Origin of the sequence: Micromonospora sp. WMMD987 (genome assembly GCF_029581435.1) — a bacterium.
GTDB classification, from domain to species: Bacteria; Actinomycetota; Actinomycetes; order Mycobacteriales; family Micromonosporaceae; genus Micromonospora; species Micromonospora rifamycinica.
In genome coordinates this window covers 951,591-974,598 of the sequence record NZ_CP120861.1, presented here as the reverse complement: position 1 = coordinate 974,598, position 23,008 = coordinate 951,591, and the positions used below count along the sequence as shown (strand labels likewise).

Annotated in this window: 22 protein-coding genes; 13 read left to right on the top strand and 9 right to left on the bottom strand. The window is 70.8% G+C overall.

Annotation, left to right across the window (positions count from 1 at the left end):
* Positions 1-15 precede the first annotated feature (15 nt).
* Positions 16-1,311: an IS110 family transposase gene (locus O7612_RS04320; RefSeq protein WP_282270684.1), complete on the bottom strand. Its 1,296-nt coding sequence runs from the start codon at positions 1,309-1,311 to the stop codon at positions 16-18.
* 717 nt (positions 1,312-2,028) lie between these two features.
* Between O7612_RS04320 and O7612_RS04315 the strand changes: the two genes are divergently transcribed.
* Positions 2,029-2,313, top strand: coding sequence for a hypothetical protein (locus tag O7612_RS04315; RefSeq protein ID WP_194821814.1), 285 nt, complete (start codon positions 2,029-2,031; stop codon positions 2,311-2,313).
* 41 nt (positions 2,314-2,354) lie between these two features.
* On the opposite strand, the gene O7612_RS04310 is transcribed toward O7612_RS04315, so the two are convergent.
* From O7612_RS04310 to O7612_RS04295, 4 genes are all read right to left on the bottom strand, one after another.
* Positions 2,355-3,200, bottom strand: a complete 846-nt coding sequence (locus O7612_RS04310; RefSeq protein ID WP_282270682.1) for a hypothetical protein — start codon at positions 3,198-3,200, stop codon at positions 2,355-2,357.
* Positions 3,197-3,778 carry an RNA polymerase sigma factor gene (locus tag O7612_RS04305; protein WP_282270679.1) on the bottom strand — a complete coding sequence of 194 codons (582 nt, stop codon included), beginning with the start codon at positions 3,776-3,778 and terminating at the stop codon, positions 3,197-3,199. Before O7612_RS04305 ends, O7612_RS04310 begins: the two co-directional genes overlap by 4 nt.
* A gap of 126 nt (positions 3,779-3,904) precedes the next feature.
* On the bottom strand, positions 3,905-5,056 hold the full coding sequence (locus O7612_RS04300) for a hypothetical protein (RefSeq protein ID WP_282270677.1): 1,152 nt from the start codon (positions 5,054-5,056) through the stop codon (positions 3,905-3,907).
* 6 nt (positions 5,057-5,062) lie between these two features.
* On the bottom strand, positions 5,063-5,374 hold the full coding sequence (locus O7612_RS04295) for a hypothetical protein (RefSeq protein WP_282270675.1): 312 nt from the start codon (positions 5,372-5,374) through the stop codon (positions 5,063-5,065).
* Positions 5,375-5,435: 61 nt separating this feature from the next.
* On the opposite strand from O7612_RS04295, the gene O7612_RS04290 reads away from it, so the two are divergent.
* From O7612_RS04290 to O7612_RS04280, 3 genes are all read left to right on the top strand, one after another.
* Entirely contained in the window at positions 5,436-7,784 is a 2,349-nt protein-coding gene (locus tag O7612_RS04290; protein WP_282270674.1) for a DEAD/DEAH box helicase, read from the top strand.
* A gap of 96 nt (positions 7,785-7,880) precedes the next feature.
* Entirely contained in the window at positions 7,881-8,447 is a 567-nt protein-coding gene (locus O7612_RS04285) for a hypothetical protein (protein WP_282270673.1), read from the top strand.
* 2 nt (positions 8,448-8,449) lie between these two features.
* Positions 8,450-9,097, top strand: a complete 648-nt coding sequence (locus O7612_RS04280) for a nucleotidyl transferase AbiEii/AbiGii toxin family protein (RefSeq protein ID WP_282270672.1) — start codon at positions 8,450-8,452, stop codon at positions 9,095-9,097.
* Between the two features lie 238 nt (positions 9,098-9,335).
* On the opposite strand, the gene O7612_RS04275 is transcribed toward O7612_RS04280, so the two are convergent.
* Positions 9,336-9,809 (bottom strand): transposase, encoded by a 474-nt coding sequence (locus tag O7612_RS04275; RefSeq protein WP_282270670.1) that lies wholly within the window; start codon positions 9,807-9,809, stop codon positions 9,336-9,338.
* Between the two features lie 88 nt (positions 9,810-9,897).
* Here O7612_RS04275 and O7612_RS04270 point away from each other — a divergent pair, with 88 nt between their 5' ends.
* Positions 9,898-11,160, top strand: coding sequence for an ATP-binding protein (locus O7612_RS04270; RefSeq protein ID WP_282270668.1), 1,263 nt, complete (start codon positions 9,898-9,900; stop codon positions 11,158-11,160).
* Between the two features lie 626 nt (positions 11,161-11,786).
* On the opposite strand, the gene O7612_RS04265 is transcribed toward O7612_RS04270, so the two are convergent.
* Complete coding sequence (locus O7612_RS04265) at positions 11,787-13,196, bottom strand: hypothetical protein (protein WP_282270666.1); 1,410 nt, start codon at positions 13,194-13,196, stop codon at positions 11,787-11,789.
* A 104-nt stretch (positions 13,197-13,300) separates the two neighbouring features.
* Between O7612_RS04265 and O7612_RS04260 the strand changes: the two genes are divergently transcribed.
* From O7612_RS04260 to O7612_RS04240, 5 genes are read left to right on the top strand one after another with little or no spacing between them, the layout of a single operon-like run.
* Positions 13,301-14,002: a response regulator transcription factor gene (locus tag O7612_RS04260; RefSeq protein WP_282270664.1), complete on the top strand. Its 702-nt coding sequence runs from the start codon at positions 13,301-13,303 to the stop codon at positions 14,000-14,002.
* The gene (locus O7612_RS04255) at positions 13,995-15,878 is read left to right on the top strand and encodes a HAMP domain-containing sensor histidine kinase (protein ID WP_282270662.1); all 1,884 of its coding nucleotides are present in this window, start codon (positions 13,995-13,997) and stop codon (positions 15,876-15,878) included. Before O7612_RS04260 ends, O7612_RS04255 begins: the two co-directional genes overlap by 8 nt.
* A gap of 53 nt (positions 15,879-15,931) precedes the next feature.
* Positions 15,932-16,330: a winged helix-turn-helix domain-containing protein gene (locus O7612_RS04250; protein ID WP_282270660.1), complete on the top strand. Its 399-nt coding sequence runs from the start codon at positions 15,932-15,934 to the stop codon at positions 16,328-16,330.
* On the top strand, positions 16,327-17,217 hold the full coding sequence (locus tag O7612_RS04245; protein ID WP_282270658.1) for an ABC transporter ATP-binding protein: 891 nt from the start codon (positions 16,327-16,329) through the stop codon (positions 17,215-17,217). The genes O7612_RS04250 and O7612_RS04245 overlap by 4 nt, the downstream gene beginning before the upstream one ends.
* Positions 17,214-18,176, top strand: coding sequence for an ABC transporter permease subunit (locus tag O7612_RS04240; RefSeq protein WP_282270656.1), 963 nt, complete (start codon positions 17,214-17,216; stop codon positions 18,174-18,176). Before O7612_RS04245 ends, O7612_RS04240 begins: the two co-directional genes overlap by 4 nt.
* A gap of 280 nt (positions 18,177-18,456) precedes the next feature.
* Here O7612_RS04240 and O7612_RS04235 read toward each other — a convergent pair whose 3' ends face one another.
* Positions 18,457-19,632, bottom strand: a complete 1,176-nt coding sequence (locus tag O7612_RS04235) for a metallophosphoesterase (protein WP_282270654.1) — start codon at positions 19,630-19,632, stop codon at positions 18,457-18,459.
* 133 nt (positions 19,633-19,765) lie between these two features.
* On the opposite strand from O7612_RS04235, the gene O7612_RS04230 reads away from it, so the two are divergent.
* Entirely contained in the window at positions 19,766-20,314 is a 549-nt protein-coding gene (locus O7612_RS04230) for a hypothetical protein (protein WP_282270652.1), read from the top strand.
* 14 nt (positions 20,315-20,328) lie between these two features.
* On the opposite strand, the gene O7612_RS04225 is transcribed toward O7612_RS04230, so the two are convergent.
* Positions 20,329-21,108 (bottom strand): NAD(P)H-dependent oxidoreductase, encoded by a 780-nt coding sequence (locus O7612_RS04225; RefSeq protein ID WP_282270650.1) that lies wholly within the window; start codon positions 21,106-21,108, stop codon positions 20,329-20,331.
* 143 nt (positions 21,109-21,251) lie between these two features.
* Here O7612_RS04225 and O7612_RS04220 point away from each other — a divergent pair, with 143 nt between their 5' ends.
* On the top strand, positions 21,252-22,085 hold the full coding sequence (locus tag O7612_RS04220; protein ID WP_282270648.1) for a helix-turn-helix transcriptional regulator: 834 nt from the start codon (positions 21,252-21,254) through the stop codon (positions 22,083-22,085).
* Between the two features lie 295 nt (positions 22,086-22,380).
* Entirely contained in the window at positions 22,381-22,617 is a 237-nt protein-coding gene (locus tag O7612_RS04215; RefSeq protein ID WP_197699983.1) for an MbtH family protein, read from the top strand.
* The last annotated feature ends 391 nt before the right edge of the window (positions 22,618-23,008 follow it).

Here is a 23,008-nt window from a genome sequence, read left to right as displayed (position 1 = left end):
GGAGAGCGAGCCGCTTCAGGCTGCGGCGGGGGCGGTTACTGCCGGTCGACTGAAGGTCTTGCGGTCGCGGATAAGTGCCCAGAGGACATCGACGCGTCGGCGGGCGAGGGCGAGTATGGCTTGGCGGTGGTTCTTTCCTTCGGCGCGTTTCTTCTCGTAGTAGGCGCGGGAGGTGGGGCATTCTCGGGCGGCGGTGAGCGCGGCCATCCATAGAATGTGTCGCAGTCTCCGGTGGTATCGGCGGGCAGGCCGATGGTTCCCGGAAATCGTTCCGGAGTCGCGGGAAACCGGCGCCAGGCCGGCATGAGCGGCGAGTTTGGTGGGGCTGTCGTACTCGGTCATGCCGGCGGTGTGGACGAGTAGTTCGGCGGTGAGCAGGGGGCCCATGCCGGGCATACTCCCGATGATCAGCGCGAGGGGGTGCTGGTCGAGTTGCTCGGCTATGAGGTCGTCAACGGCGGCGATACGTTGTTCGATGGCGAGGATCTCGGTGGCCATTTGCCCGACGACTACGGCGGCGGATCGTTGGCCGGGGAGGGTGACGGTCTGCTGTCGCGCAGCGGCGACCATCGCCTCGGCGACCTGGGCGGCGTTCTTGACGTGGCCGCGTCGGAGCAGAGCGGTGATCCGGTCGACGCCGGCGTGCCGGATCGCGGCCGGTGTCTGCCAACAGGCCAGGACCATCATCGGTGCCTTCCGGTTCAGGTCCACGGCCCGTTCGAGGGCGGGGCTGATCCCGGTGAGCAGTTCCTGCAACCGAAACAGGGTGGCGACGCGCTGCCCGACAAGGTCGGCGCGGTAGCTGGTCAGGACAGTGAGTTCGGCGAGGAGCCGGTCGGAGGGTTCCAGGATCGGAATGTCGGGGCGCATGCGGATGGTCTGGGCGATGACCACCGCGTCGCGGGCGTCGGTCTTGTTCTCCCCGGCGAACGCGGCAGCCATGTGGAAGGAGACCGTGCCGGAGACGTAGCGGATCTGGACCTGACGCCGCCACAGCAGGGTCAGCAGCAGCGCGGACAGGCCGGTGGTGACATCCACGGCCCAGCACACCGGCCGGCCATACGTCGACACCTCGGCCATGACCGTGAGCAGTGCGGTCTCGTCGTTGGCGACCCGGCGGGAGTAGACCAGCCGGCCGTCGCCGTCGACGGCGGCCACATGGTGGTGGGTCTTGCCGATGTCCACGCCGATCCACAGCTTCGCCACCTCGTGCTCCTTCACTTGGTCGGGTCTTCTCGGTCGGCCCGTCGTCTGTGGGTTCGGGTTTGCCGGCACCTTCTCACGAGGCGAACGCGGGTCGCGGATCTCCATCAGCGGTCTACCGAATCTCGCAGACGACGAAGCGGCGGGTGGCATCTCCTACCGTGAGCCAAGCGATCTCGATGAAACACACGCAGCCTCACCCACCGCTCCTGGGCATCAAGGTCTACGGCCGCCAGGACCGCGCCCGTTCAACCCGGCCCGCCCGCGAGGCGGGAAAGTGGGTGGGCACCTCGAGGCTCAGCCACGATCACGGCGCGGCACACACAGCCATCCCACCCCGGCCCTGCGGGCGCGGCAACACCGAGTCTGCCTCCGTCGCCGGCCGGCACCCCGGACACGATGTGCGGGACCTGCGGAGCATCAGCGCTCCACCGCGCGCAGGGCAGGCATACGGCATGGTGGCCCATGAAGGCTGGTCGCCGGCCGCCGTTCCGCAACCAGCCTGATTCCACGCCAACCGTCGCCGCAGAGACTTGAATAGCGGTGTGCAGGTAAGCAAGGACGGGCGGGACTGGCGCGTCGGTGCCGCCGCCGACGTGAGCTGGATCGCCGGGCACACCACTGCCGGCGTCTCGATCACCACCACCGTACCGCCGGTCTTCGACGCCTACGCCACCACGTACCAAGCCGACGACGTCACCGCTGCCGCCGCCTACGAGCACGCCCCCATCGAGGACCTCACCACGCACACCGCCGACCAGCCGTGGCGCCTGGCCTACCTCGACACACCGGCGCCCACGACGTCGTCTTCCCCACGCCCCGAGGGTGTTCCTCTACTGGAACTGGCCCTACGTACTGGTCCAGGCTGGCCCCGAGCAAGCCCTCACCTGGCGCACCGGTGGGCACATCCGCGACCCGTACGGCGCGCTACCGGACCTGTTCTTCCCCGCCGACCGGTCATGGCTGGTCTCCGCGCTGTGGGACGACACCTGGACCTGCCTCGGCGGCCCGGCACCACTGATCCACACCCTGGAGCGCGACCCCGTGGCCAACGCCCGCCAGGTCCAACCCGACGAGGACGCGCTGCCACCGGGGCTGACCCGCGAGTGACGACCCCCGCCCCCGGGGCAGCAGTCACCCTACGATCATGGTTAACGCCCCCACTTCTCGGCAGGACGGCAGCCGCTGGTCGGTTTGCCGTAGATCCGCTTCCCGTCCGGGCCCGTATAGCAGTGCTCGTGTTGGTCTTCGGCCTGGAACAGCGGACGTCTGTCGATATCCGTCCCGTGGGCGTCGTAGCTGACCAGTTCAGGGTCGTTGTCGACCTCGAGTCGGGAGTCGCTGGTCATCAGGCCGAACGCGCCTTCGGAAAGTCGCGCTGTGGTGGTGTGGCCGTCACCATGATCGAGCACAAGCCGATGGACGCGGCTGCTGACCCGGCCGCTGACGCTGACGTCCCCACCGTCGAACTCGGTGGAGGTCAGCAGCAGCCGCTGCACCGGCCCGGGCAGCCAGGCACCGTGCGGCCACGGCTCAGTGGCGCCCCCGCCGGACTCCCGGGGTGTTCCCACCCACTCCACGTCACAGGTGGCGTAGCCGACGTCATTCATGAACAACACCAGCGCGCGGTCACCTCGCTCCGTGGCCACCGCCAGGTCGGCCAGGGACACCGGAACGGGTCGCTCCCCTGGAGCCTGGCGGGTCTGTCGTTGTGGGGAGTTCCACTGCAGGCACCGCTCGGCCGCATCCTGCAGCGTCGGCGACAGCTCCCCGACCCCCATGGCCAACACCTGCACGGTCGAGCGCTCCGGCCGGTCCCACACCACCGATACGGCACCGGACGCCACGGCCAGCAGCACCGCCGCAGCCATGGCGATCCGCAGTCGTGGGGTACGCGGCGGAGGCGGGCTCGCGAAGCCGAGGATCCGGGCCCGCATCGCGCGCGCTGCCTCCGGTGGCAGGTCCCGCTCAACGGGCAGGTCGAGAATGTCGTTCACCGATTCCCCTCCTGAATCTCCTCCGGCATCAAACGGGCCAGGCGGCTGCGCGCACGACTGACCCTCGACCGCACCGCCACCTCGCTGATGCCCAACACGGCTGCCGGGTCCGGGTACGAAACGCCGGACCACAGGCACAACGCCACCGCCTCCCGCTCGGCCGATGGCAACCGGCGCACCACCGCGAGGACTTCGGCCATCCGCCGCTCGTCATCGAGCCGCGCAGAGACGTCCTCGGCGAGGTCACCATCGGCGTACCGCTCTCCCGGTAGACGCCGTAGCAGCGCCAGCCACCGGCGCGCCGACCGCCACTCCGAGCGGACCGCGTTGGTGGCGACGACCAGCAACCACGGCAGTTCCGATCCGTCCACGAGTCGCGCGTCGTGCCGGCGGCGCCACGCGACGAGGAACGTCGCCTGGGTGACGTCCTCGGCCGTCGACCACGACCCGGTCAGCCGGAACGCGTGGTTGTAGACCGGACGGGAGTACCGGTCGAAGAGCCGACCGAAAGCCGCCTCGTCACCGGCGGCGATCGAAGACCACAGTTCCTCGTCCGACGGCCGTACCTGATGCCTCACACCACACTATGGCCGCCAACGCGGGATCTGTTGCAGATCGGCCATCCATAGCTGAAGGCTGATCTCAGGGCTGGCCACGCCGCGCGTCGGCGACGGTGGCCAACTCACCGGGCCGCGATCCAAGCGTCAGGTGCCGAGGCCTGCGAGGTTGAGGCGTTCGAGCAGGCTGGGCTTGCGGGCGTGCACCGCCCGCAGTTCGGCCAGCCGCTGTTGGAACAGCCCGCTGTCTCCGTCGCGTTCGGCGAGATCGCGCAGGTCGACGAGGAGTTGCACAGCGCTGTCGTACTCGCGGGGTTTCTTTGTGGCGATGAGTTCGTCGACGCGCTGCCATGCGGCGGGTTGGTCGCTCGCGAGGGTGTCGAGGTGCCGTTGCCGGGCTGCTGCCGCGGACCGTTCCCGGCGGACCCGGTCGCGTTCACGCCGCTCGGCGTCGAGGCGTTCCCGTTCGGCGCGCAGGTCGGCGGCGGTGGCGAGTAGCTCTCCGGCGGTGCGGGCGGCCGTCGGGGTGGACGCGTCGGCGGGATGCGCGTCGCGGTAGCGGCGCAGCAGTCGGCTGCTTAGGTGGCTGTCACCGCCGGTGATCAGGTCGGTCAGGATGGCGTCCTTGTCCGGGGCGGGCAACCCGACGACCCAGGTGCGTAGTTGCGCGGCGGGCGGTTCACCGGAGGCGACCGGCACCGACCCGGCCGCCGCAGCCGTGATCAGATCGGGGTCGATGCGCAGGAACTCGGCTACGGCGGTGAGGGACGCGTCGAGGCTGCCCAGTCCGGCCGGGGCGGGCGGTTCGGGCTCGTCGTCGGCGATGTCCTCGGACTGTACGCAGCGCAGCCAGGCCAGGTAGAGCAGGCGCAGGTCGCCGGCGGCGAGGCCGGCCCGGACCGGGATAATGGAGGTGAGCAGGCCGTGGCCGTCGAGGTCCCACTCGTCGGTGCCGTCCTCGTCCTCGTCGTGGAGGTCGATGATGACGTGCTTGCCTGCGGTCCACGCGGATGCGCTGTCACCTTGGCAGTACTGGGAGACGGTGACGGGGTCGAGCACGTGTTTCGGTAGCCGCAGCATGAGCTGGCGGGTGCCCCAGTTCGTCAGGTAGAGGTGCGCGTCGAAGTACCGTTCCATCAGCTTCCGCGGGTTGCCCTTGAAGTCGCCCCACTCGTAGGTGTTGACGAAGCTGGTGGCGGTGATGTCGGCCCGGGTGGAAAGCGACCGCAGCTCGGCCCGCTCCCGCCCGGTGAGGGGCCGGTCGACGGCGGTGAACTCGTAGTACTGGTACTCGCTCACCGTGGCCTACCGTCCGGCCCAGTGCCGGTAGGCGTCGATCCACCCAGCACCGTCCGGCGCGGGGGTGGGTAGCGGAAGGTCGAGAAGGCCGACCTGCTGCCGGTGGCGGCCGCGGACGCAGATCGCGACGATGCTGTCCGCCGCCAGCTCGACCTTCCGCACGGCGACCTCGACGCCGAGGACGGTGGTGGTGAACGGCACCGCCAGATGCTCCTCGATCATGGTGAACAGACCGGCGAGCTCGTCCTCGCAACCGTCCGTGTCGACCGTGGCTTCCTCGATCATCGCCTCCAGCGCGGCGTTGCCTTTCGATGCCATCGGCGGAGGATAGCGGACCGGTGTCGGGGTGTTGGGAGCCCGATACGCGAGGATGGTCGGCATGAATTCGGTGGCCGAGTTCGCTGATCTGCGCCGGGAGGTGGAGCGGTTACGGGCGGAGAACGCCCGGCTGGCGCGTCTGCTGGAATTGCGCGGCCAGGACACGCTTGCGGCGCCGGAGCAGTTGTCCGCTCCGGTGGAGCCGCCGGGGCTGGTCACGATGGCTTCGCCGACTCGGGACAAGCTGGCGTTGTTCGCCGACCGGTTCCGGGCCCGGGTCGACGTGTACGCCGTGCGGTGGGACAACGCCCGTACCGGTGCTGCCGGGTGGATGCCTGCGGTCGCCGGTGGTTGGCGTAGGGGTATGGACCGGCGGGGTGCCTCCTACCTGCCCCGCACGGCGGAGGTCGTCGCGGCGCATCTGGTCGGGGACGTGTTCATGGGCCTGTATCCGCTGATGCCCGGCAACACCTGCCACTTCGTCGTGGCCGACTTTGACGGGCCGACGGCGATGCTCGACGCCCTCGCGTACGTGAAGGCGGCACAGGCCAGCGCGGTGCCCGCCGCGTTGGAGATCTCCCAGTCAGGCCGCGGTGCCCACGTGTGGGTCTTCTTCACCGGTGCTGTTGCCGCGGCCACCGCGCGGGCCGTCGGCACGGTCCTGCTGCGGGAGGCGATGGTGCTGCGCGGGTCGATGGATCTGCGCTCGTACGACCGGCTGTTCCCCAACCAGGACGTCCTGCCCGAGGGGGGCTTCGGCAACCTCATCGCCGCACCCCTACAGGGACGCCGCCGCAAGGACGGGCTGACCACCTTCCTCGACCTCGGCATCCTCGAGCCGCACGCGGACCAGTGGGCGTTCCTGTCGACGCTGGACCGGCTCAGCCCCGGCGACGCCGAACGGATCGCCCGGCAGGCGAAGCAAGCCGTCACCGGTGCCGACGTCGCCACGATGAGCCGGTCCGCCGCGACCCAGGTCCATCCACCGCTACCTCCCGTGGTCCACGCGGAGGCCGGTGCCGGGCTGAGCATCGACGCCGGACAGCTCACCCCCGCCGCCCTGGCGACGTTCAAGCACGCCGCCGCCATGGCCAACCCGAAGTTCTACGAACTGCAGCGACTCCGCAAGTCCACCTGGGACACCCCACGCTTCATCCAGGGCTACAACCTCACCCTCGATGACCACCTGGTCCTCCCACGGGGCCTGCGGCACACCATCGCCACCATCGTCGAACGCGCCGGATCCCGGCTGGCCGTCACGGACGCACGGAACTCCGGGAGCGAGATCGACACCGCGTTCACCGCCGAACTCACCAGCAGGCAGGCCAACGCGGTCGGCGCGCTTCTCGCCCACGACGACGGGATCCTGGTTGCCCCACCCGGCTCCGGCAAGACCGTCATGGCCTGCGCCGTGATCGCCGAGCGCAACGCCTCCACTCTCGTCCTCGTCGACCGCAAAGCCCTCGCCGACCAGTGGCGCATCCGCATCCAACAGTTCCTCGACGTCAAGCCCGGTCAACTCGGCGGCGGCCGACGCAAGCTCACCGGCACGGTGGACATCGCGCTGCTGCCCTCCCTCGCCCGGCGCGACGACGTCGCCACCCTGACCCAGGGGTACGGGCACGTCATCGTCGACGAATGCCACCACCTCGGCGCCGCAGCCTACGAGCACTCGGTCAAACGGATCGCCGCGCAGTTCTGGCTCGGCCTCACCGCCACCCCCACCCGACGCGACGGCCTCGGCCAACTCGTCACCTGGCAACTCGGCCCCGTCCGCCACACCCTGACCGACGAGGAACCAGGCACCCTCGCAGCCGCGATGCACACCGACGCCGGACCCCGGCGAGCGCTGTTCATCCACGAGACCACATTCCAACCCGGCGACATCGACCTGGACACGCCCGGCGCGCTCGCCGAGGTCCACCGAAGACTCGCCCTCGACGAGCCCCGTAACACCCAGATCGCCGATGACGTCGCCGCAGCCCTGACCCGCGGCCGTAACTGTCTCGTGCTGACCCGACGCGTCGCCCAGGTCGAGGCACTCACCGCTCTGCTCGCCGCACGCGGACATCAGGCGCTCGTGCTCCAAGGCGGGATGAGCACCCGCGAACGGCGGGCCGTCGTTGACCGGCTCGACGGCGCCAAGGCCGGCGACGGCCTGCTTGTCATCGGCACCACACCGTTCATCGGTGAAGGCTTCGACGCCCCCGCCCTCGACACCCTGTTCCTCGCCGGCCCGATCTCCTACGACGGCCTACTCGTCCAATGCGCCGGCCGAGTCATCCGCGCCGCACCCGGCAAGGACCTCGCCGAAGCCCACGACTACCACGACCCGGCCACACCCATCCTTGCCGCCTCACTCCTACGCCGCATGCCCGGATACCGGGCCCTCGGCTTCACCAGAACGTGAGTGCATCCCGACGCGATCACCACGCCTGGGCCCGCCGGTTACAGGGTGCGAATGAAAGGCCAAGCTTGCTGGGCCTAGCGTAGTAGGCTGATGGCCATGGGCCGGTTCTCCGAGGATGAGCTGCAGGCGGTTGTCTCCCGGTACGAGGCGACGCGGGCGCAGGCGTTGACCGAGCGGGACGAGCAGTTGCGGGCGTTTCACGCGGCCGGGTGGCGGCCGGTGGATCTGCAGCGGGTCACCGGATACAGCCGAGAGACCATCCGTCAGGCGCTCCGACCAGAAGTCCGACGGGCGACCAACATCAGCCGACGCAGGACGGCACCCCAGCCGCCGGCGGACTACCGGCCCTACGGTGACCGGAAGCCCTACGTGGTGGCTGAAACCCTGGCCGCGCTGCATGGCCCGATTGGCGGCATGGTGACGCTTCCGCGTCATCTCGACTGGTCCGGGCACGCCGAGTACGACCTTGACCGGCCCGCACGCCTGGCCAGCATGTACAAGGTGGTACTCACCGAAGCCAGCACCGTCGAGGACCTGAACACCTGGCTCGACGCCGACCTCCTCCGGCGGCTCTGGCCCACCCTCTGGCTACCGCCCCAGCTCCGCCAGCGCTGGGAGGAAGCCTTCCCCGAACTCGCCGCGACCCGCAGCAACGCGGCGTAGCGGTGGACCCCTTCCACGAACGCCTCGCCCGCACCGGGCTCGCGGCGGCCGATCGATACGGCTTCGCGCTGGCCGGCGGCTACGCGGTCCAGGCCGCCGGGCTTGTCGAGCGGCCCAGCGAGGACGTCGACCTGTTCACCGCCTGGGACCGCCGCAACGAGTTCACCTCCGCGGTCACCGCCGTCGTGCACGCCTACCGGGACGACAGCCTGACCGTCGAGACCGAGCGCCAGTACGACACCTTCGCCCGGCTGGCCGTCACCGACGGCATTCGGGTTTCCAAGGTCGAACTCGGCGTGGACTGGCGCGCCAACGAACCGATCCTCATGGCGATCGGACCCGTCCTCCACCCCGACGACGCAGTAGCGAACAAGATGAGCGCCCTCTACGGGCGAGCGTTCGCCCGGGACTTCATCGACATCGACGCCACCCTCCGCTCCGGCCGCTACACCCGCGAAGCCCTTCTCACCCTGGCCCAGCGCGCCGACCGTGGCTTCGACCCGCGCATCTTCGCCGACACCCTCGGACAAGCCACCCACCTCGACCCCGACGACTTCGCCCAGTACGGCGTCACCGGCCCAGCGCTGGACGAACTCCGAAGCCGATTCGCGGAGTGGCGCCGCGAACTACTCGACGACGAGGAACGATGACTCGGCCCCGACTCACGGCTACGTCATGCCGGCACCCACAGGGCCCACAACGTTCCAGCTGATCTTCGGCAAGCGATCGCAGCGAGCCCGCGAAGCGACCGGCACGTAACGGGGACGATAGGAAATCCGCAGGTCACCGGCCTGTGGACACCGGCGGAGGCCAGTCTTAGGAAATCGATGCTCTATCCCCTGAGCTACGAGGGCGCGAGCGCCTAGTCTAGCGACCTGCGGGTTCACCTCAGGTGGCAGGGAGTGGCCCACGTCCACCCGCAGCACCTGGACCCCCGTTCGCCCAGTCCAGGGCCACAGCTCGAGCACACGAACCCCGTTTGCGACCACGAGCGGCTGCGGTGACCCACGTCGGCGCGGGTTGACCCGGGGTGACCTCCGCTGGCGAGCACACGTCGCGCACATCATCGAAGATCAACGATACCCTGCCTGCGTGCCCACCTTCGGCAGTCGCCACCAGGGGAGCGCGGTGCGCGAGCCCGGCGTGCGCGGCGAGCGCCGCGGCGCTGGGGTAGGTGGTGAGGGGGCCGGCGTGGGCGAGGAACTCGGCGGCGAGGGTGGTGCCGATGCCGGGCAGGCTGGTGACGATCCGCCAGCGCTGGGAGGAAGCCTTTCCCGAACTCGCCGCGACCCACAACAACGCGACGTAGCCGTGGACTCCTTCCACGAACCGGCCCGCCCGCGTGGCCCGCAGATCGAACATCAATTAGCCGCGTACCGAACGCACCTTGCCTCGCAGATCGAAAGCCGGTGTCCTCGCAGATCGAAAACGCGGTCGTTATGATGATGCAGTGCCCACACCGCATCTGATCCCCCGCCGCGCCGCCGCACAGGTCAACGCTGCCCTGGAGGACACCCGCGTCGTCTTGATCAGCGGAGCACGCCAAGCGGGCAAGAGCACCCTGGTTCGCCTCGTCGCCGGGGATCGCCTGGCCGAGCGCCGCGATCTTGATCGGGCTCAGGACCGGGCGGCGGCGATCGCCGACCCGGTCGGGTTCGTGGACTCCTCCGAACTCCTGGTCATCGACGAGATCCAGCGTGCTCCGGAACTACTGCTGGCCATCAAGGCAGCAGTCGACGAGGACCCTCGTCCGGGCCGGTATCTGCTCACCGGCTCGTCTCGGTTGTTCGGCATGGTTGCCGCCCCGGACGCATTGCCCGGCCGGATGGAGACCGTGGAACTCTGGCCGTTCTCCCAGGGAGAACTCGATGCCGAGCCGGACGGATTCATCGACGCCGTCTTCACGCTCGGCCCGGACCTGCGACACGAGTCGGAGGTGACCCGCGCCGACTATGCGGCCAGGATCGTGCGCGGCGGCCTACCCGAGGCCACCACCCGCACCGACCCACGCCGCCGCCAACGATTCCTCGACGCCTACGTCCAAGCGCTCATCGACCGCGACGTCCGCCAGCTGTCCGACATCCAGCACAAGGGCGAGCTACGCAAACTGGTACGCCTGCTTGCGGCCAGATCCGCGACCATCATCGCCGCCAACTCCCTGGAATCCGCCCTCGGGCTCAGTCGACCGACGATCGCCCGCTACCTCCAGGCCCTGGAAGAGATCTTCCTGATCAAGCGGATCCCGGGCTGGTCCCGCAACCTGGGCACCCGGGCCACCGCCGCGCCCAAACTCATCTTCGTCGACTCGGGCATCGCGGCCAACGAGATCGCGACCGACGCCCGGGCACTGCTCCGGCCGGGCGCACCGTTCGGCCCGCTGCTCGAATCATTCGTCCTGTCCGAGCTGTCCCGGCAGCTCACCTGGTCCGATCAGTTCGTCGACCTGTCCCACTACCGCGACCAGAGCAGGTACGAAGTCGACGCGGTGCTCGAAAACAGATCCGGCCAGGTAGTCGGGATCGAAGTCAAAGCAGCCACCACCATCGGGCCCGAGGACTTCCGCGGGCTACGCCGACTCGCGGACCGCCTCGGCGACGACTTCATCGCCGGCATCGTCCTCTACACCGGAACCTCCACGCTGCCGTTCGGCGACAGACTCCGCGCAATGCCGGTCAGCGCCCTGTGGCAGGTTCGCGCCCCGACAGCAGATTGACCTCGCGCCCAGGCCGCTCCTCAGCGTTCATGACACCGACCGAAGCGCTGGTCAGCTGATCTTCGGCAAGCGATCGCAGCGAGCCCGCGAAGCGACCGGCACGTAACGGGACGATAGGAAATCCGCAGGTCATCGTCCTGTGGACACCGGCGGAGGCCAGTCTTGGGAAACCGATGCGCTATCCCCTGAGCTACGAGGGCGCGAGCGCCTAGTCTAGCGACCTGCGGGTTCACCTGGGGTGGCAGGGAGTGGCCCACGTCCACCCACGGCACCCGGACCCCGTTCGCCCAGCCCAGGACCACAGCTCGCCCACCCGAACCCCCGCCTGCGGCGACGAGCGGCTGCGGTGACCCGCGTCGGCACCGGGTGACCCGGGTTGGCAGCCGCTGGCGGGCACACGTCGAGCACATCATCGAAGATCAACGACGTGCCGTCCATGCACCCGCCCTCAGCGTCTGCCGCGGAGGAGCGCGGAGCGCTCGCCCCGAGATCGCCCGCACCCCGCCGCCATACCGACCGCGTCGACCGCGAACGCGCTCCTCCCCGTCACCGCGTCCGACCGGCCCGGTTCCTCAAGCCGTGGCACGAACCGTCTACGACGACTCGGGCTTCACCGGCCGTGCCGGCTACCTCGATCCTCGGCGAGGCTGGGGGACGATTTTCTCCGCGTCGACCACGGTGAACGAGGCGTACGGGTCGACGCGACCGCTGATGATCTTCTCGGCCTGCCGGTCGCCCAGCAGCGCGGAACGGAAGAACGCGGTGACGTACCCGATGCTGACCTGACGCTGTTGGGTCTCGGTCAGTTTGCGGGTCACGTGCGACCACTCGATCGGCGGCTCCGGGGTGCCGCTGTCCGGATCCCAGTCCGGGATGGTCGGGCTGCCACACCAGCCCGGTGCCGGGGCGAAGCCCTGGTCGTCGACCGCCCCGACCTGCCCGCTCTCGGGGGACCACTGGGTGTTGAGGAAGTTGTGGTTGGCACCGCGGACGTGCCAGGTGTAGATCGGCTTACGGGTGTGCCCGGTTGCCAGCTTCGCGTAGTCGAGGCCCTGCTCGCTGTCGCAGCCGCCGACCCAGACCGCGAGGGGCGCCGAGGTCACCCGGTAGAGCTTGGCATCCGGGGAACCCGGGTTGGTGGCCGCGCCGGGATTGGCGGCGGCGAGGGCGAGGACGCCGGCCACCCGCACGCCTGCCGGAATGTCGGCGCGGTGGATGTCGGCGGCGTGCCAGGCCACGGCGCGGCCGCCACGTGAGTGGCCGAGCGTCCCGGTACGGGAAAAGTCGATTCTGCCGGTGAGCTTCGGGGTCGGGCCGCTGAAGTGGCCGGCCAGGGCGCCCCGGCCCGTACGGGCCAGTTCGGTCCAGAGCGCGAGGTGCTTGTTGATGAGCTTCGCGCGGGCGATGTCGGATTCGGTGCCGATCTGGCCGGCGTTGATGCCGTTCGCGCTGATCGAAATGGCGACCATGCCCTGGGCGGCGAGCTCCCGGGCGAGGTAGTCGTAACCCCGGTAGCTGGGCAGCGCCGCGATGCCGGGCGGGCAGGGCCACTGCGAGAGCCGGCCGGTGGCAGCCAACCAGCGCGGATCCTCGTAGTAGTCGGTCGGCGACTCCGCCTCGATGCGCTTCGCCTCGTCCTCGGCGGCCTGGTCCGCGCACGTGGACCAGTAGCCGTGGGAGAGCACGACCAGCGGAAACGGGCCCCTGCCGGTGGCCGGGTAGTGCACCTTGCCGGTCAACTCGATCGGCGCCAGGGGCGAGTCCGGGCCGTCGGTGTGGAAGCCGGCGACCGTGAAGGCGGTGTCGCCGAGGGTGTAGTCGAGCGACTTGACCGGATAGCGGCGGTCCTTCGCCTGGACGGGCGACGTGGGCGCGAGGCCGGCGGCGACGAAGGCCACCGCGACCAGGGCCACCGCGACCAGCCCCTTCGACAGTGCCGACTTCTTCTCCCTGGCGGGGGCCGGGATTCCACCGCCCCGGTCCGGCGGTGGGCCGACGGGTGCGGGGTTCGGTAGTGAGACGAGTGTTCGTGCCATGGCCGCAGAGCCTGACGGTCACTTGTCAGAGACCTGTCGTGATCCGGTGATGGTCCCGTTCTCGACCTGTTTCCGCTGCCTAAAGGCCTCGTAGACTCCCCACCGTGAGTGCGAACGTGCTGGTCGCCGAGGACGACCCCAAACAGGCCGAACTGCTCCGGCGATACCTGGAGCACGAGGGCCACCGGGTGTCGGTGGTCCACGACGGCCGGGCCGCGCTGGACGAGATCCGCCACTGCCCGCCGGACCTGCTGGTGCTGGACGTCATGATGCCGCGCGTCGACGGGCTGGACGTGTGCCGCATCCTGCGTCGCGACTCGGAGGTGCCGGTGCTGATGGTCACCGCCCGGGGCACCGAGGACGACCTGCTGCTCGGCCTGGACCTGGGTGCCGACGACTACCTGACGAAGCCGTACAGCCCGCGGGAACTGGCGGCGCGGGTGCGCACCCTGCTCCGCCGGACCCGGTCCGTGGTGGCGCCCGTGGCCGTGCGGCCCGTCGCACCGGTGCTGCGGGTGGGCGACCTCCTCCTCGATCCGGTACGCCACGAGGTCACCGTCGCAGGCGTCCCGGTGTCGTGCACGCCGGGCGAATTCGCCCTGTTGAGCGCGTTCACGGCGGAGCCGGGGAGGGTGTTCAGCCGCGACCAGTTGCTCCGCCGGCTGCACGGGCTCGACTCGTACATCACGGCCCGCACGGTCGACGTGCACGTGATGAACCTGCGCCGGAAGATCGAGGCGAATCCCCGCCGCCCGCGACGGCTGCTCACCGTGTACGGCATCGGATACAAGCTCGCCGATGGCTGAGCGGCCCGGACGCGGCAGCCTCCTGGTCCGGTTGCTCGCCCTCAGCGTGGTGATCTCCGTACTCTCGATCTCGGCGACCGCCTGGCTCGCCGTACGCGACACGACCCGGGCGCTCCAACAGGAACGCGGCCGGGCGCTCGCCGACGACGCGAGGATCTACGACGCCCTGCTCGGGCACGCCGCGACGCACCGGGACTGGACGGCCGTACTGCCCCTGGTTCGGTCCCTCGCGGCGGCCACCGAGCGGCGGATCGTCCTGACCGACCGCGACCGCACCCCGCTCGCCGCGTCCGGTGCGGGAGCCCTGCCGCAACGGGCCTCCGCCACCGTCGACCCGCTCGACGTCAACACCGATCTGGCGAGAACGGCGGGACAGGACGGCATCGACGCGCGGGCCACCGGCCCGTACCAACTGCCGGTCGCCGAACGGACCGCGCTACGCAGGCTCGCCGAGAGAGCACGGGACTGTCTGCGCGGTCCGGTCGACACCGCCCCGGTCCCGGTGATCGCGGCGGAAGGGCCGCTCCCGGTCCACACCGACGCGGAGATCGTCGTCGCCCCGAGCGGTCGGCCCCGTATCGAGTCCCGAGGCAGCACCGTCACCGGCGGCACCCGGTGCGCCGGGGAACTCGACGCGCTGGCCGAGCCCACCGCCACCGAGCGGAGAGCGCTGGGCCAGCTCGACGACCTGGTCAACACCTGCCTGGATCGCCAGCGGATACCGGCGGTGCGAACCGCGCTCGACGGAGGGTGGACCCCGGCCGGGTCCGGCCCGGTCACCGCCGGGCGACGCGACGCTGTCGACGGCTGCGTCTCCGCGGCACGGCGCACCCAGATCGCCGACCACGTCGCGCCGCCCGCGCTGCTGTTCGTCACCGACCCGGGTACCCCGATGCGGGTCGACACCTTCGACCTCACCCCGGCCAACCGGTTGCGGATCTCCGGGCTGGCCGCGGTGGTGCTGCTCGTCGCGGTCGGCGTCACGGTGCTGGTGGGGGTACGCCTGGTCCGACCGTTGCACGCGTTGACCGCTGCGGCCGGCCGGATGCGCAACGGCGACACCACGGCACGGGTCCGGGTCGCCGGACGCGACGAGATCGCCCGGCTCGGCACCGCGTTCAACGAGATGGCCGAACAGCGGTGCCGGGTCGAGCAACTGCGCCGCGACATGGTCGGCGACATCGCCCACGAGATGCGTACGCCCGTGACGAACATCCGCGGCTGGTTGGAAGCGGCCGAGGACGGGGTGGTCGAACTCGACGCGGACCTGGTCAGCTCGCTGCTGGACGAGGCGCTGCTGCTCCAGCACGTCATCGACGACCTTCAGGACCTCGCGACGGCCGACGCGGGCGAACTGCACCTGCACCGACAACAGGTCGAGGTGCCCAGACTGCTGCGCGAGGTCGCGGACACCTTCGCCCCTGCCGCCGAGGCCGCCGGGGTCGCGCTGGTCGTCGATGCCGCACCCGGGTCGCTCGATGCCGACCCGATCCGGCTCCGGCAGGCCATCGGCAACCTGGTCACCAACGCGATCCGGCACACCCCCGCCGACGGCAGGGTCACCCTCTCCGCCCGTCACGAAGGGGCGTACGTCGAGATCGCCGTGGCCGATACCGGGCCGGGAATTCCAGAGGAACAGCGTGACCTCGTCTTCGAACGGTTCTGGCGGGCCGAGAAGTCCCGCAGCCGGTGGACGGGCGGCAGCGGCCTCGGGCTGGCCATCGTCCGCAAGATCGCCGAGCTGCACGGCGGCACCGCGGCGGTCTCCGGCACCGCCGGGACGGGGGCGGTGTTCACCCTCCGCCTTCCAGCCCCGCCCGGTCGGGTCGATCCGCCTCGCGGACCTGTCCCACCCGGCCGCGAACACGCGGTTTGACGGCGGGCGGTCCCTACCGCTTTACTACTGCCCTAGTAAAGCAGGGAGGCTCGATGTTCCACTTCCGGCTCGACACCGGCTCCGGCGTACCGCCGTACCTGCAGCTGGTCCAGCAGGTCCAGCAGGCGGTCCTGCTGGGTTTCCTCCGGCCCGGTGACCGCCTGCCCCTGATCCGGGAGGTGGTCGAGTCGCTGGCCATCAATCCGAACACGGTGGCGAAGGCGTACCGCCAACTGGAGCTGGAGAACCTGGTCACCGGCCGGCCAGGCCACGGCACGTTCGTCAACGACACGTTGCCGGCCGCGGTGCCCCCGGCCGTCTACACCTCCCTGCGGGGCGGCCTACAGACCTGGCTGCGGAGGGCGTACGCCGCGGGGCTGGACGATCAGGCGATCGCCGCCCTGTTCGCCAGCGTCCACCAGCAGACCAAGACGAATGCGGAGTCAGCATGACGGACCACCCCGCGCTGCGTACCCGGAACCTCGGCAAGCGCTACCGCGGAGCCTGGGCGCTGCGCGACTGCACCCTGGAGCTGCCCCCCGGCCGTGTCAGCGCCCTGGTCGGCCCGAACGGCGCCGGCAAGACCACGTTGCTGCGCCTGGCGGTCGGGCTGCTCACGCCCACGACAGGATCGGTCGAGGTGTTCGGCGAATCGCCCGCCACCAACAGCGTGCGAGCCCTGGCCCGTATCGGTTTCCTCGCCCAGGACCACCCGCTCTACCGCCAGTTCAGCGTGGCGGACCTGCTGCGCTTCGGCCGCTCCTGCAACGTGCGCTTCGACCACGAGCTGGCCGCACGACGCCTGACCCGGCTGGGCATCCCGCTGACGGCCCGCGCCGGCTCGCTCTCCGGCGGGCAGCAGTCCCAGGTGGCGCTCACGCTGGCGCTGGCCAAGCGACCCGACCTGCTGGTCCTGGACGAGCCGCTGTCCAGCCTGGATCCACTGGCCCGGCAGGAGTTCCAGCGGACCCTGATGGGCGCGGTCGCCGACAGCCAGTTGACCGTGTTGTTCTCCTCCCACGCCATCCACGAACTGGAACGGGTCTGCGACCACCTCGTGGTGATCAACCATGGCCGGGTCGTGCTCGACGGCGACATCGACTCGCTGCTGGCCGAACACCGGCTGCTCGTCGGTCCACGGGTCGTGGCGGACGCCCGCAGCTCGTCGGTCATCGAGGTCAGGCACAGCGACCGGCACACCACCATGCTGGTACGCCAGGCGGCAACACCGGTCATGCCCGGCTGGCAGGCGAACCCCGTCGGGCTGGAAGAACTCGTGCTGGCCTACCTGCGCCGGCCCGCCGACCTCGACACCGCACACCGGGAGCGGACCGCATGACGTGGACGATGTGGCGTCAGCACCGCACCGAGGTCCTGGCGCTGACGGTCTTCGTCGGCCTCATCGCGGTGGCGCTGGTCGCCCTCGGCAGGCCGATGCACGCCCTGTTCCCGATGGGTCCGACGCACTGTCTGGTGCCACCGCTGGACCAGGGCTGCCGATCCGCTCTGGCCCGGCTACAGCAGGACCACGGCTACAGCACCACCGTGCTGATCCTGCTCAACTTCGCCCCGTACGCGATCGGCGGTTTCCTCGGTGCGCCGCTGCTCGCCCGGGAACTGGAGGCGGGCACCTGGCAGCTCGCCTGGACCCAGGCGGTGCCCCGTAGGCGCTGGCTGGCCGTCAAGATCCTGGTGCTCGGCACCGTCTGCGTGCTGCTCGCCGCCGGACTGTCCGCGGTGGTCGGCTGGTACCGGCAGCCACTCGACCTGCTGGGCGGGTTCGACATCACCGGCTTCGACCTGACCGGCGTCGTGCCGATGGCGTACGCCCTGTTCGCGTTCGCGCTGGGCGTCGCCGCCGGACCGGTGCTGCGCCGCAGCCTGCCGGCCGCCGCCGTGGCGTTCGTGGTGTTCCTGGCCGTACGCTTCACCGTCGCCGGCTGGATCCGCCCGCACTTCCTCACACCGGTCACCCGCGTCGAGGCCTTCGTACCGGGAACGGGCGATATCACCGACGGCACGACCAGCGCCCGGGACATGATCCTCGACCAGGGGTTCGTCGACGCCGACGGCCGCCACGTCACCGGCCTCGGCGCCGTGATCATGGAGGCGAAGGCCCGGGAGGGGGGCGGCGACCCCACCATCTATCTCCACGACCACGGTGTCCAACGCTGGACCGTCTACCAACCCGTCGAACGGTACTGGACCTTCCAGACCATCGAGACCGTCACGTTCGTCGCGCTGGCCATGCTGTTGCTGGCACTGGTCTTCTGGCGGATCCGCCGCCCCGCATTCTGACCGGACGGACCCACGGCGAACGCCGGCCGCCACGGCGCCGCCCGACCGGCCCCGCGTTGATCATTCGTACGCTCAGGGCCGACCCGATGCGCGCCGCCGGTGCCCGATCCGAGCTGACCGGTGAGTGCGTGGGCTGGGCAGCCCGGGCGGGCACGTGGGATCGCTGGCGGGGCTGCTGAACATCAGCCGGTAGAGATGGGCTGCTGCGCGTGCCCGACCCGACCGTCGACGCCCCCGCCCTGACCAGGGACCACCGGAGGACGTGATCGCCGAGGACCGGCTAACCCGCCCGGAGGGTGAGCAGGGTGATCTCGCTCGGCGCGAAGATCCGGAACGGCGGGCCCCAGAAACCGGTCCCCCGGCTCGTGTACAGCTGGGTCCGGCCGTGCCGGCTGAGGCCCTGCACGACCGGCTGGTCGAGCCGGACCAGGTAGTGGAACGGCCACATCTGACCGCCGTGGGTGTGCCCGGACAGTTGCAGGTCCACGCCGGCCGCCACCGCGTCGCCGATCTGCTTCGGCTGGTGCGCCAGCAGCAGCACCGGCAACTGCGGGTCGGTGCCGGCGAGCGCCGCCGCGTGGTCGGCCCGGTGACCGGCGACACCGGACGAGGCGGCGGTCACGTCGTCCACCCCGGCGACGACGAGCCGTGCGCCGCCCCGCTCCACCACGAGGTGCCGGTTGTGCAGCGGCTCCCAGCCCAGGGTCCGCATCTGGTCGACCCAGCCCTGTGCCTGGCCGTGGTACTCGTGGTTGCCCGTCACGTACACCCGGGCCAGCCGCGCCCGCACGGCACCCAGCGGCGCCGCCTGTGCCCGGCGCTGCTCGACCGTGCCGTCGGCGATGTCGCCGGTGTGGCAGACGATGTCGGGGGCCAGGCCGTTGACCACCTCGATGGTGCGGGCCGACCAGCGGGCCCGGTCGATCGGGCCGTAGTGGGTGTCGGTCAGCAGCGCCACCCGGACCCCGTCGAGACCGGCACCCAGCCGGTCCAGGGTGACGTCCACCCGCCGGACCCGGGGCACCCGCATCGCCTCGACGTACCCCCAGACGGCCAGGACGGTCGAGACGGCCGCCACGCCGACCGCCACCACCCGGGACCGCACCGGATCGGCGACCCCGGCGGCGGCCAGCGGGAGCCGGGCCACGTTGCCGAGCAGCGCCCAGACGAAGAGGATCCAGACCAGGCCGAGGAGGGTGTCGCCCGCACGGGCCGCCGCATCCAGCCGACGGCGGCCGTGCCCGAGATACATCAGGACGGGGAACGCGACCACCGCGACGACGGACACCGCCGTGCCGGCGGCCACCACCGGCGTCGGCCAGCGCGCCGCCACCGTCAGCGTCCACCAGGGCAGCCCGAACAGCAACGCCAGGACCGCGATCAGCGTCGCCCCGGACATCAGCGGTCGCAGCAGCCCCCGCGCCGGCCGGACCTCTACGGCATCGCCAGCAGCCATCGCCGTCCTCCCGTCGGGTCCGTGCAGCATGACACGGTCCGGGCCGGATCGACCACGCCCGGAAGCCGGGACGCTTCCGCCCGTGGGTGGTCGACCCGCGACCCGGGGGCCCCGGCTCGGGTACGGTCGACGGATGGCGTACGACGCCCTGGCCGAGAGCCTGCGCCTGATCACGTCCGGGATGCCGGACGGCCCCGTGCGGCTGAGTCGACGCCGTCGCTTCGCGCCGGTCGCGGTCGACGTGGACGGCGACGTCGCCGCCACCCGGTTCCTGCGTCGGGGCGTCGGGTGCCACTGGGACGAGACACACCTGCTGGCCGTCGACGACCACGGCGTCTGGCGGATGCTCGGCGGCGGTGGATCGTCGGACGCGGGCCCCACCGCGGGAGCGTTCGAGCGGGCCCGCGACGATCTCGGGCCGTACCAGGTGATGTCGGGTGCGGGTGCCGCCGTCGTGCGCGACGGTGGCTCCCCGCCGTCCCGGGCGACGCGATGGGTACGGGGGTCGGCGGTGCTCGTCGGCCACGGGGTCGCCGAACTCCGTGCCGACGGCCGCCACCTGCCCGTTCCCCGGCACGGTCACCTGATCGTGGTCTGGTCCTCCCGCCGGCCGCCGACGGTCACCGCCCACGACCACACCGGGCGTACGGTCGGCACCGCCACGGTCTCCTCCACGTGGTGAACCGACCCGGGCGGCTAATCCCGCACGTGCAGGGCGAAACCGCTGCGACCGGGCGTCTCCAGGCCCTCCTTCAGCCGTAGTGACGGGATCTCGTAGTCACCGGAGTTCTGTCGCCGGAACGCGATCGGCGCGGTCGTCTCCAGTGTCAACAGTCGCTCCTGCCACCTCTTCGCGGCGTCGGCGAATTCGTCACCGGAGATCCGGTCGGCGCGGTACAGCACGAACGGCGGCAGCACCTCCAGCCCCGGGTAGTAGAGGATGCCGTGGTGGATCGGGAACAGCAGGTCCTCGATCGGGCCGTTGATCCCGCGATCCGTGTACTGCGACTCCGGGCCGCCGATGGTCACCGAGAGGACCGCCCGCCGCCCGAGCAGTGTCCCCTCCCCGAAACGCTCGCCGTAGCGGGTCTCGTCGTGCACGCCCACGCCGTAGGCGAAGTGGAAGGAGAACACCCGGTCCACCCAGCCCTTGAGGATGGCCGGCATGGTGTACCACCACAGGGGGAACTGGAAGATCACCGTGTCGGCCCAGAGCAGCTTCTCCTGTTCGGCCCGCACCTCGGGGGTGAGTGCACCGGCGTCGTACGCCCGGCCCGAACTCGGGGTCACCCGCAGCGGGCTCGTGGCGTACCCGCCGAAGTCGGCCGCGTCCACCACGGCCTTCCAGTTCATCGCGTACAGGTCGCTCACCCGCACCTCGTGACCGGCGGCTTCGAGTGTGGACACCGCGAGATCCTTCAGCGAGCCGTTCAGCGAACGCGGCTCCGGATGGGCGTAGACGATGAGCGTCTTCATGGCTGTCCCTTCGACGACGTGTGTCGCCACCCATGCTCGACGGCCGGGACCGCGCCGTTCAGGGACGCCGGTTCCGTCGGACGGGACTTCCTGGTAACGGCAGGACCACCCGCACCCGTGTCGCCGGAGCGATACTGGAGGCCATGGACGATCTCGCGGGCTTCCTGCGTACCCGGCGCTCCCGGGTCGACCCGTCCGTCGCCGGCATCCCGACCGACAACCGGCGCCGCGTCGAGGGGCTGCGTCGCGAAGAGGTCGCCCACCTGTCCGGGGTCAGCGTCGACTACTACGTACGCCTGGAGCAGGGCCGCGCCACCCAACCCTCGGAACAGGTCCTCGACGCGCTCGCCCGTGTCCTCGGACTCGACGAGACCGAACGCGGTCACCTGTACCGGCTGGCCCGGCAGCGCCGCCGTCGCACCAGGGCACCGACCGGTCGCCTGCGGGCGGAGCTGCTCCGGGTACTCGACCTGATCGTCGACGCCCCCGCCCTGATCATGGACCACCGGATGGACGTGGTCGCCGGCAACCGCCTCGCCGGGCTCCTCTACGGCCGCGACACGACCGGCCTGAACACCGCCCGGCACATCTTCCTCGAAGAGGATGTGCGGGGCCTCTACGCGCAGTGGGAGACGTGCACCCTCGACGTGGTCGGGCACCTTCGCCTGGCCGCCGGAAAGCACCCCGACGATCCCCGCCTGGCCTCGCTCATCGGCGAACTGTCGATGGGCAGCGAGCGCTTCCGCCGCCTCTGGGCCCGGGCGGACGTGCGCGCCCGCGCACACGGACCCAAGGCCTTCCGGCACCCGCTGGTCGGGCTGCTGGAACTGCACCAGGAGAACTTCGCCCTGCCCGACGGGTCGGGCAGGGAACTGATCGTCCTGTCGGCGCCGGCCGAAAGCCCCGCCGAAGACGGGCTGCGCCTGCTGGCCTCCCTCGAGTGTCCACGACCAACGCCCGGCGCGCGGGATCTCTGAGCGCGCGGAGCCGAGCCGCGGTCAGATAGCTGTAGGGGTGTTCCGGCCCGGGGAGCCGACGCTGCTCGGCGTCCAAGGCGGATGCCGCCCTGTCGGATTCACCTTCGCCAGTGCCTTGGCCAACCGGCTCACCGGCGCGGTCGCGGTACCTGCACGCACCGTGACCAGTAATGGTAAGTGATGGATAAGTGACGGTGAGTCGCCGGGAAGTTCGCGGTGAAGGACAACCACCAGTATTTACCGGGCCGCACCGACCTACGGGCGGCTGTCCAGGTGGACCCGCGAGGAGCACCCAGTGAACCCCTTCGATGACGAGAACGCCCGCTTCATGGTCCTGGTGAACGACGAGGGACAGCACTGCCTGTGGCCCGTCTTCGCCGAGGTGCCCGCGGGCTGGACGGTCGCCCTGGCCGACGCGGGCCGCGCCGAGGCGCTCGCCTGGGTGGAGACGAACTGGGTGGACATGCGACCGCGCAGTCTCGTCGAGGCGATGCGCTCCGGCGAGCTACCGGACGTGGCCCCGCGGACCTGACCCGGCGACGAACTCTTCGACTCCCGGGGCGGCAACAGGCGCAGAGCACGAACCGCCCCGCACCCGCCTGCCCGGCGGCCCCCTCGTTCGCCGCCGGGCGGCCCGACAGGGGCTTCTCCGGTGCGGACGTGATTCGCCCCGTACCGGCCCCGCCCGCCGTAGGAGCGTGACGGCGACGAGGTCGCAGGCTGCCGTCGGAGCGCTCCGCCCACGACCACGGGTGCGCCGGACTCCGATCCACCACCGCCCCGACGACGGTCGCGCCGTCGGCGGATCCGCCCGTCCTTGAGCCACCTGTGCCCGACCGGGATCAGCGAGGGGCCCGCGCCGGCCGGCCCCGTCCGGGCCTGAACCCCGCGCGGTCCGTACGCGTCCTCCCCCACTCGGAAAG

What these genes read in the sequence shown, in the direction of transcription:
- O7612_RS04320 (WP_282270684.1), bottom strand. Translation starts at nt 1,311, where the DNA reads ATGGAGATCCGCGACCCGCGTTCGCCTCGTGAGAAGGTGCCGGCAAAC.
- O7612_RS04295 (WP_282270675.1), bottom strand. Translation starts at nt 5,374, where the DNA reads ATGGCATCGAAAGGCAACGCCGCGCTGGAGGCGATGATCGAGGAAGCC.
- O7612_RS04290 (WP_282270674.1), top strand. Translation starts at nt 5,436, where the DNA reads ATGAATTCGGTGGCCGAGTTCGCTGATCTGCGCCGGGAGGTGGAGCGG.
- O7612_RS04285 (WP_282270673.1), top strand. Translation starts at nt 7,881, where the DNA reads ATGGGCCGGTTCTCCGAGGATGAGCTGCAGGCGGTTGTCTCCCGGTAC.
- O7612_RS04275 (WP_282270670.1), bottom strand. Translation starts at nt 9,809, where the DNA reads ATGTTCGATCTGCGGGCCACGCGGGCGGGCCGGTTCGTGGAAGGAGTC.
- O7612_RS04265 (WP_282270666.1), bottom strand. Translation starts at nt 13,196, where the DNA reads ATGGCACGAACACTCGTCTCACTACCGAACCCCGCACCCGTCGGCCCA.
- O7612_RS04255 (WP_282270662.1), top strand. Translation starts at nt 13,995, where the DNA reads ATGGCTGAGCGGCCCGGACGCGGCAGCCTCCTGGTCCGGTTGCTCGCC.
- O7612_RS04250 (WP_282270660.1), top strand. Translation starts at nt 15,932, where the DNA reads ATGTTCCACTTCCGGCTCGACACCGGCTCCGGCGTACCGCCGTACCTG.
- O7612_RS04245 (WP_282270658.1), top strand. Translation starts at nt 16,327, where the DNA reads ATGACGGACCACCCCGCGCTGCGTACCCGGAACCTCGGCAAGCGCTAC.
- O7612_RS04240 (WP_282270656.1), top strand. Translation starts at nt 17,214, where the DNA reads ATGACGTGGACGATGTGGCGTCAGCACCGCACCGAGGTCCTGGCGCTG.
- O7612_RS04235 (WP_282270654.1), bottom strand. Translation starts at nt 19,632, where the DNA reads ATGGCTGCTGGCGATGCCGTAGAGGTCCGGCCGGCGCGGGGGCTGCTG.
- O7612_RS04230 (WP_282270652.1), top strand. Translation starts at nt 19,766, where the DNA reads ATGGCGTACGACGCCCTGGCCGAGAGCCTGCGCCTGATCACGTCCGGG.
- O7612_RS04225 (WP_282270650.1), bottom strand. Translation starts at nt 21,108, where the DNA reads ATGAAGACGCTCATCGTCTACGCCCATCCGGAGCCGCGTTCGCTGAAC.
- O7612_RS04220 (WP_282270648.1), top strand. Translation starts at nt 21,252, where the DNA reads ATGGACGATCTCGCGGGCTTCCTGCGTACCCGGCGCTCCCGGGTCGAC.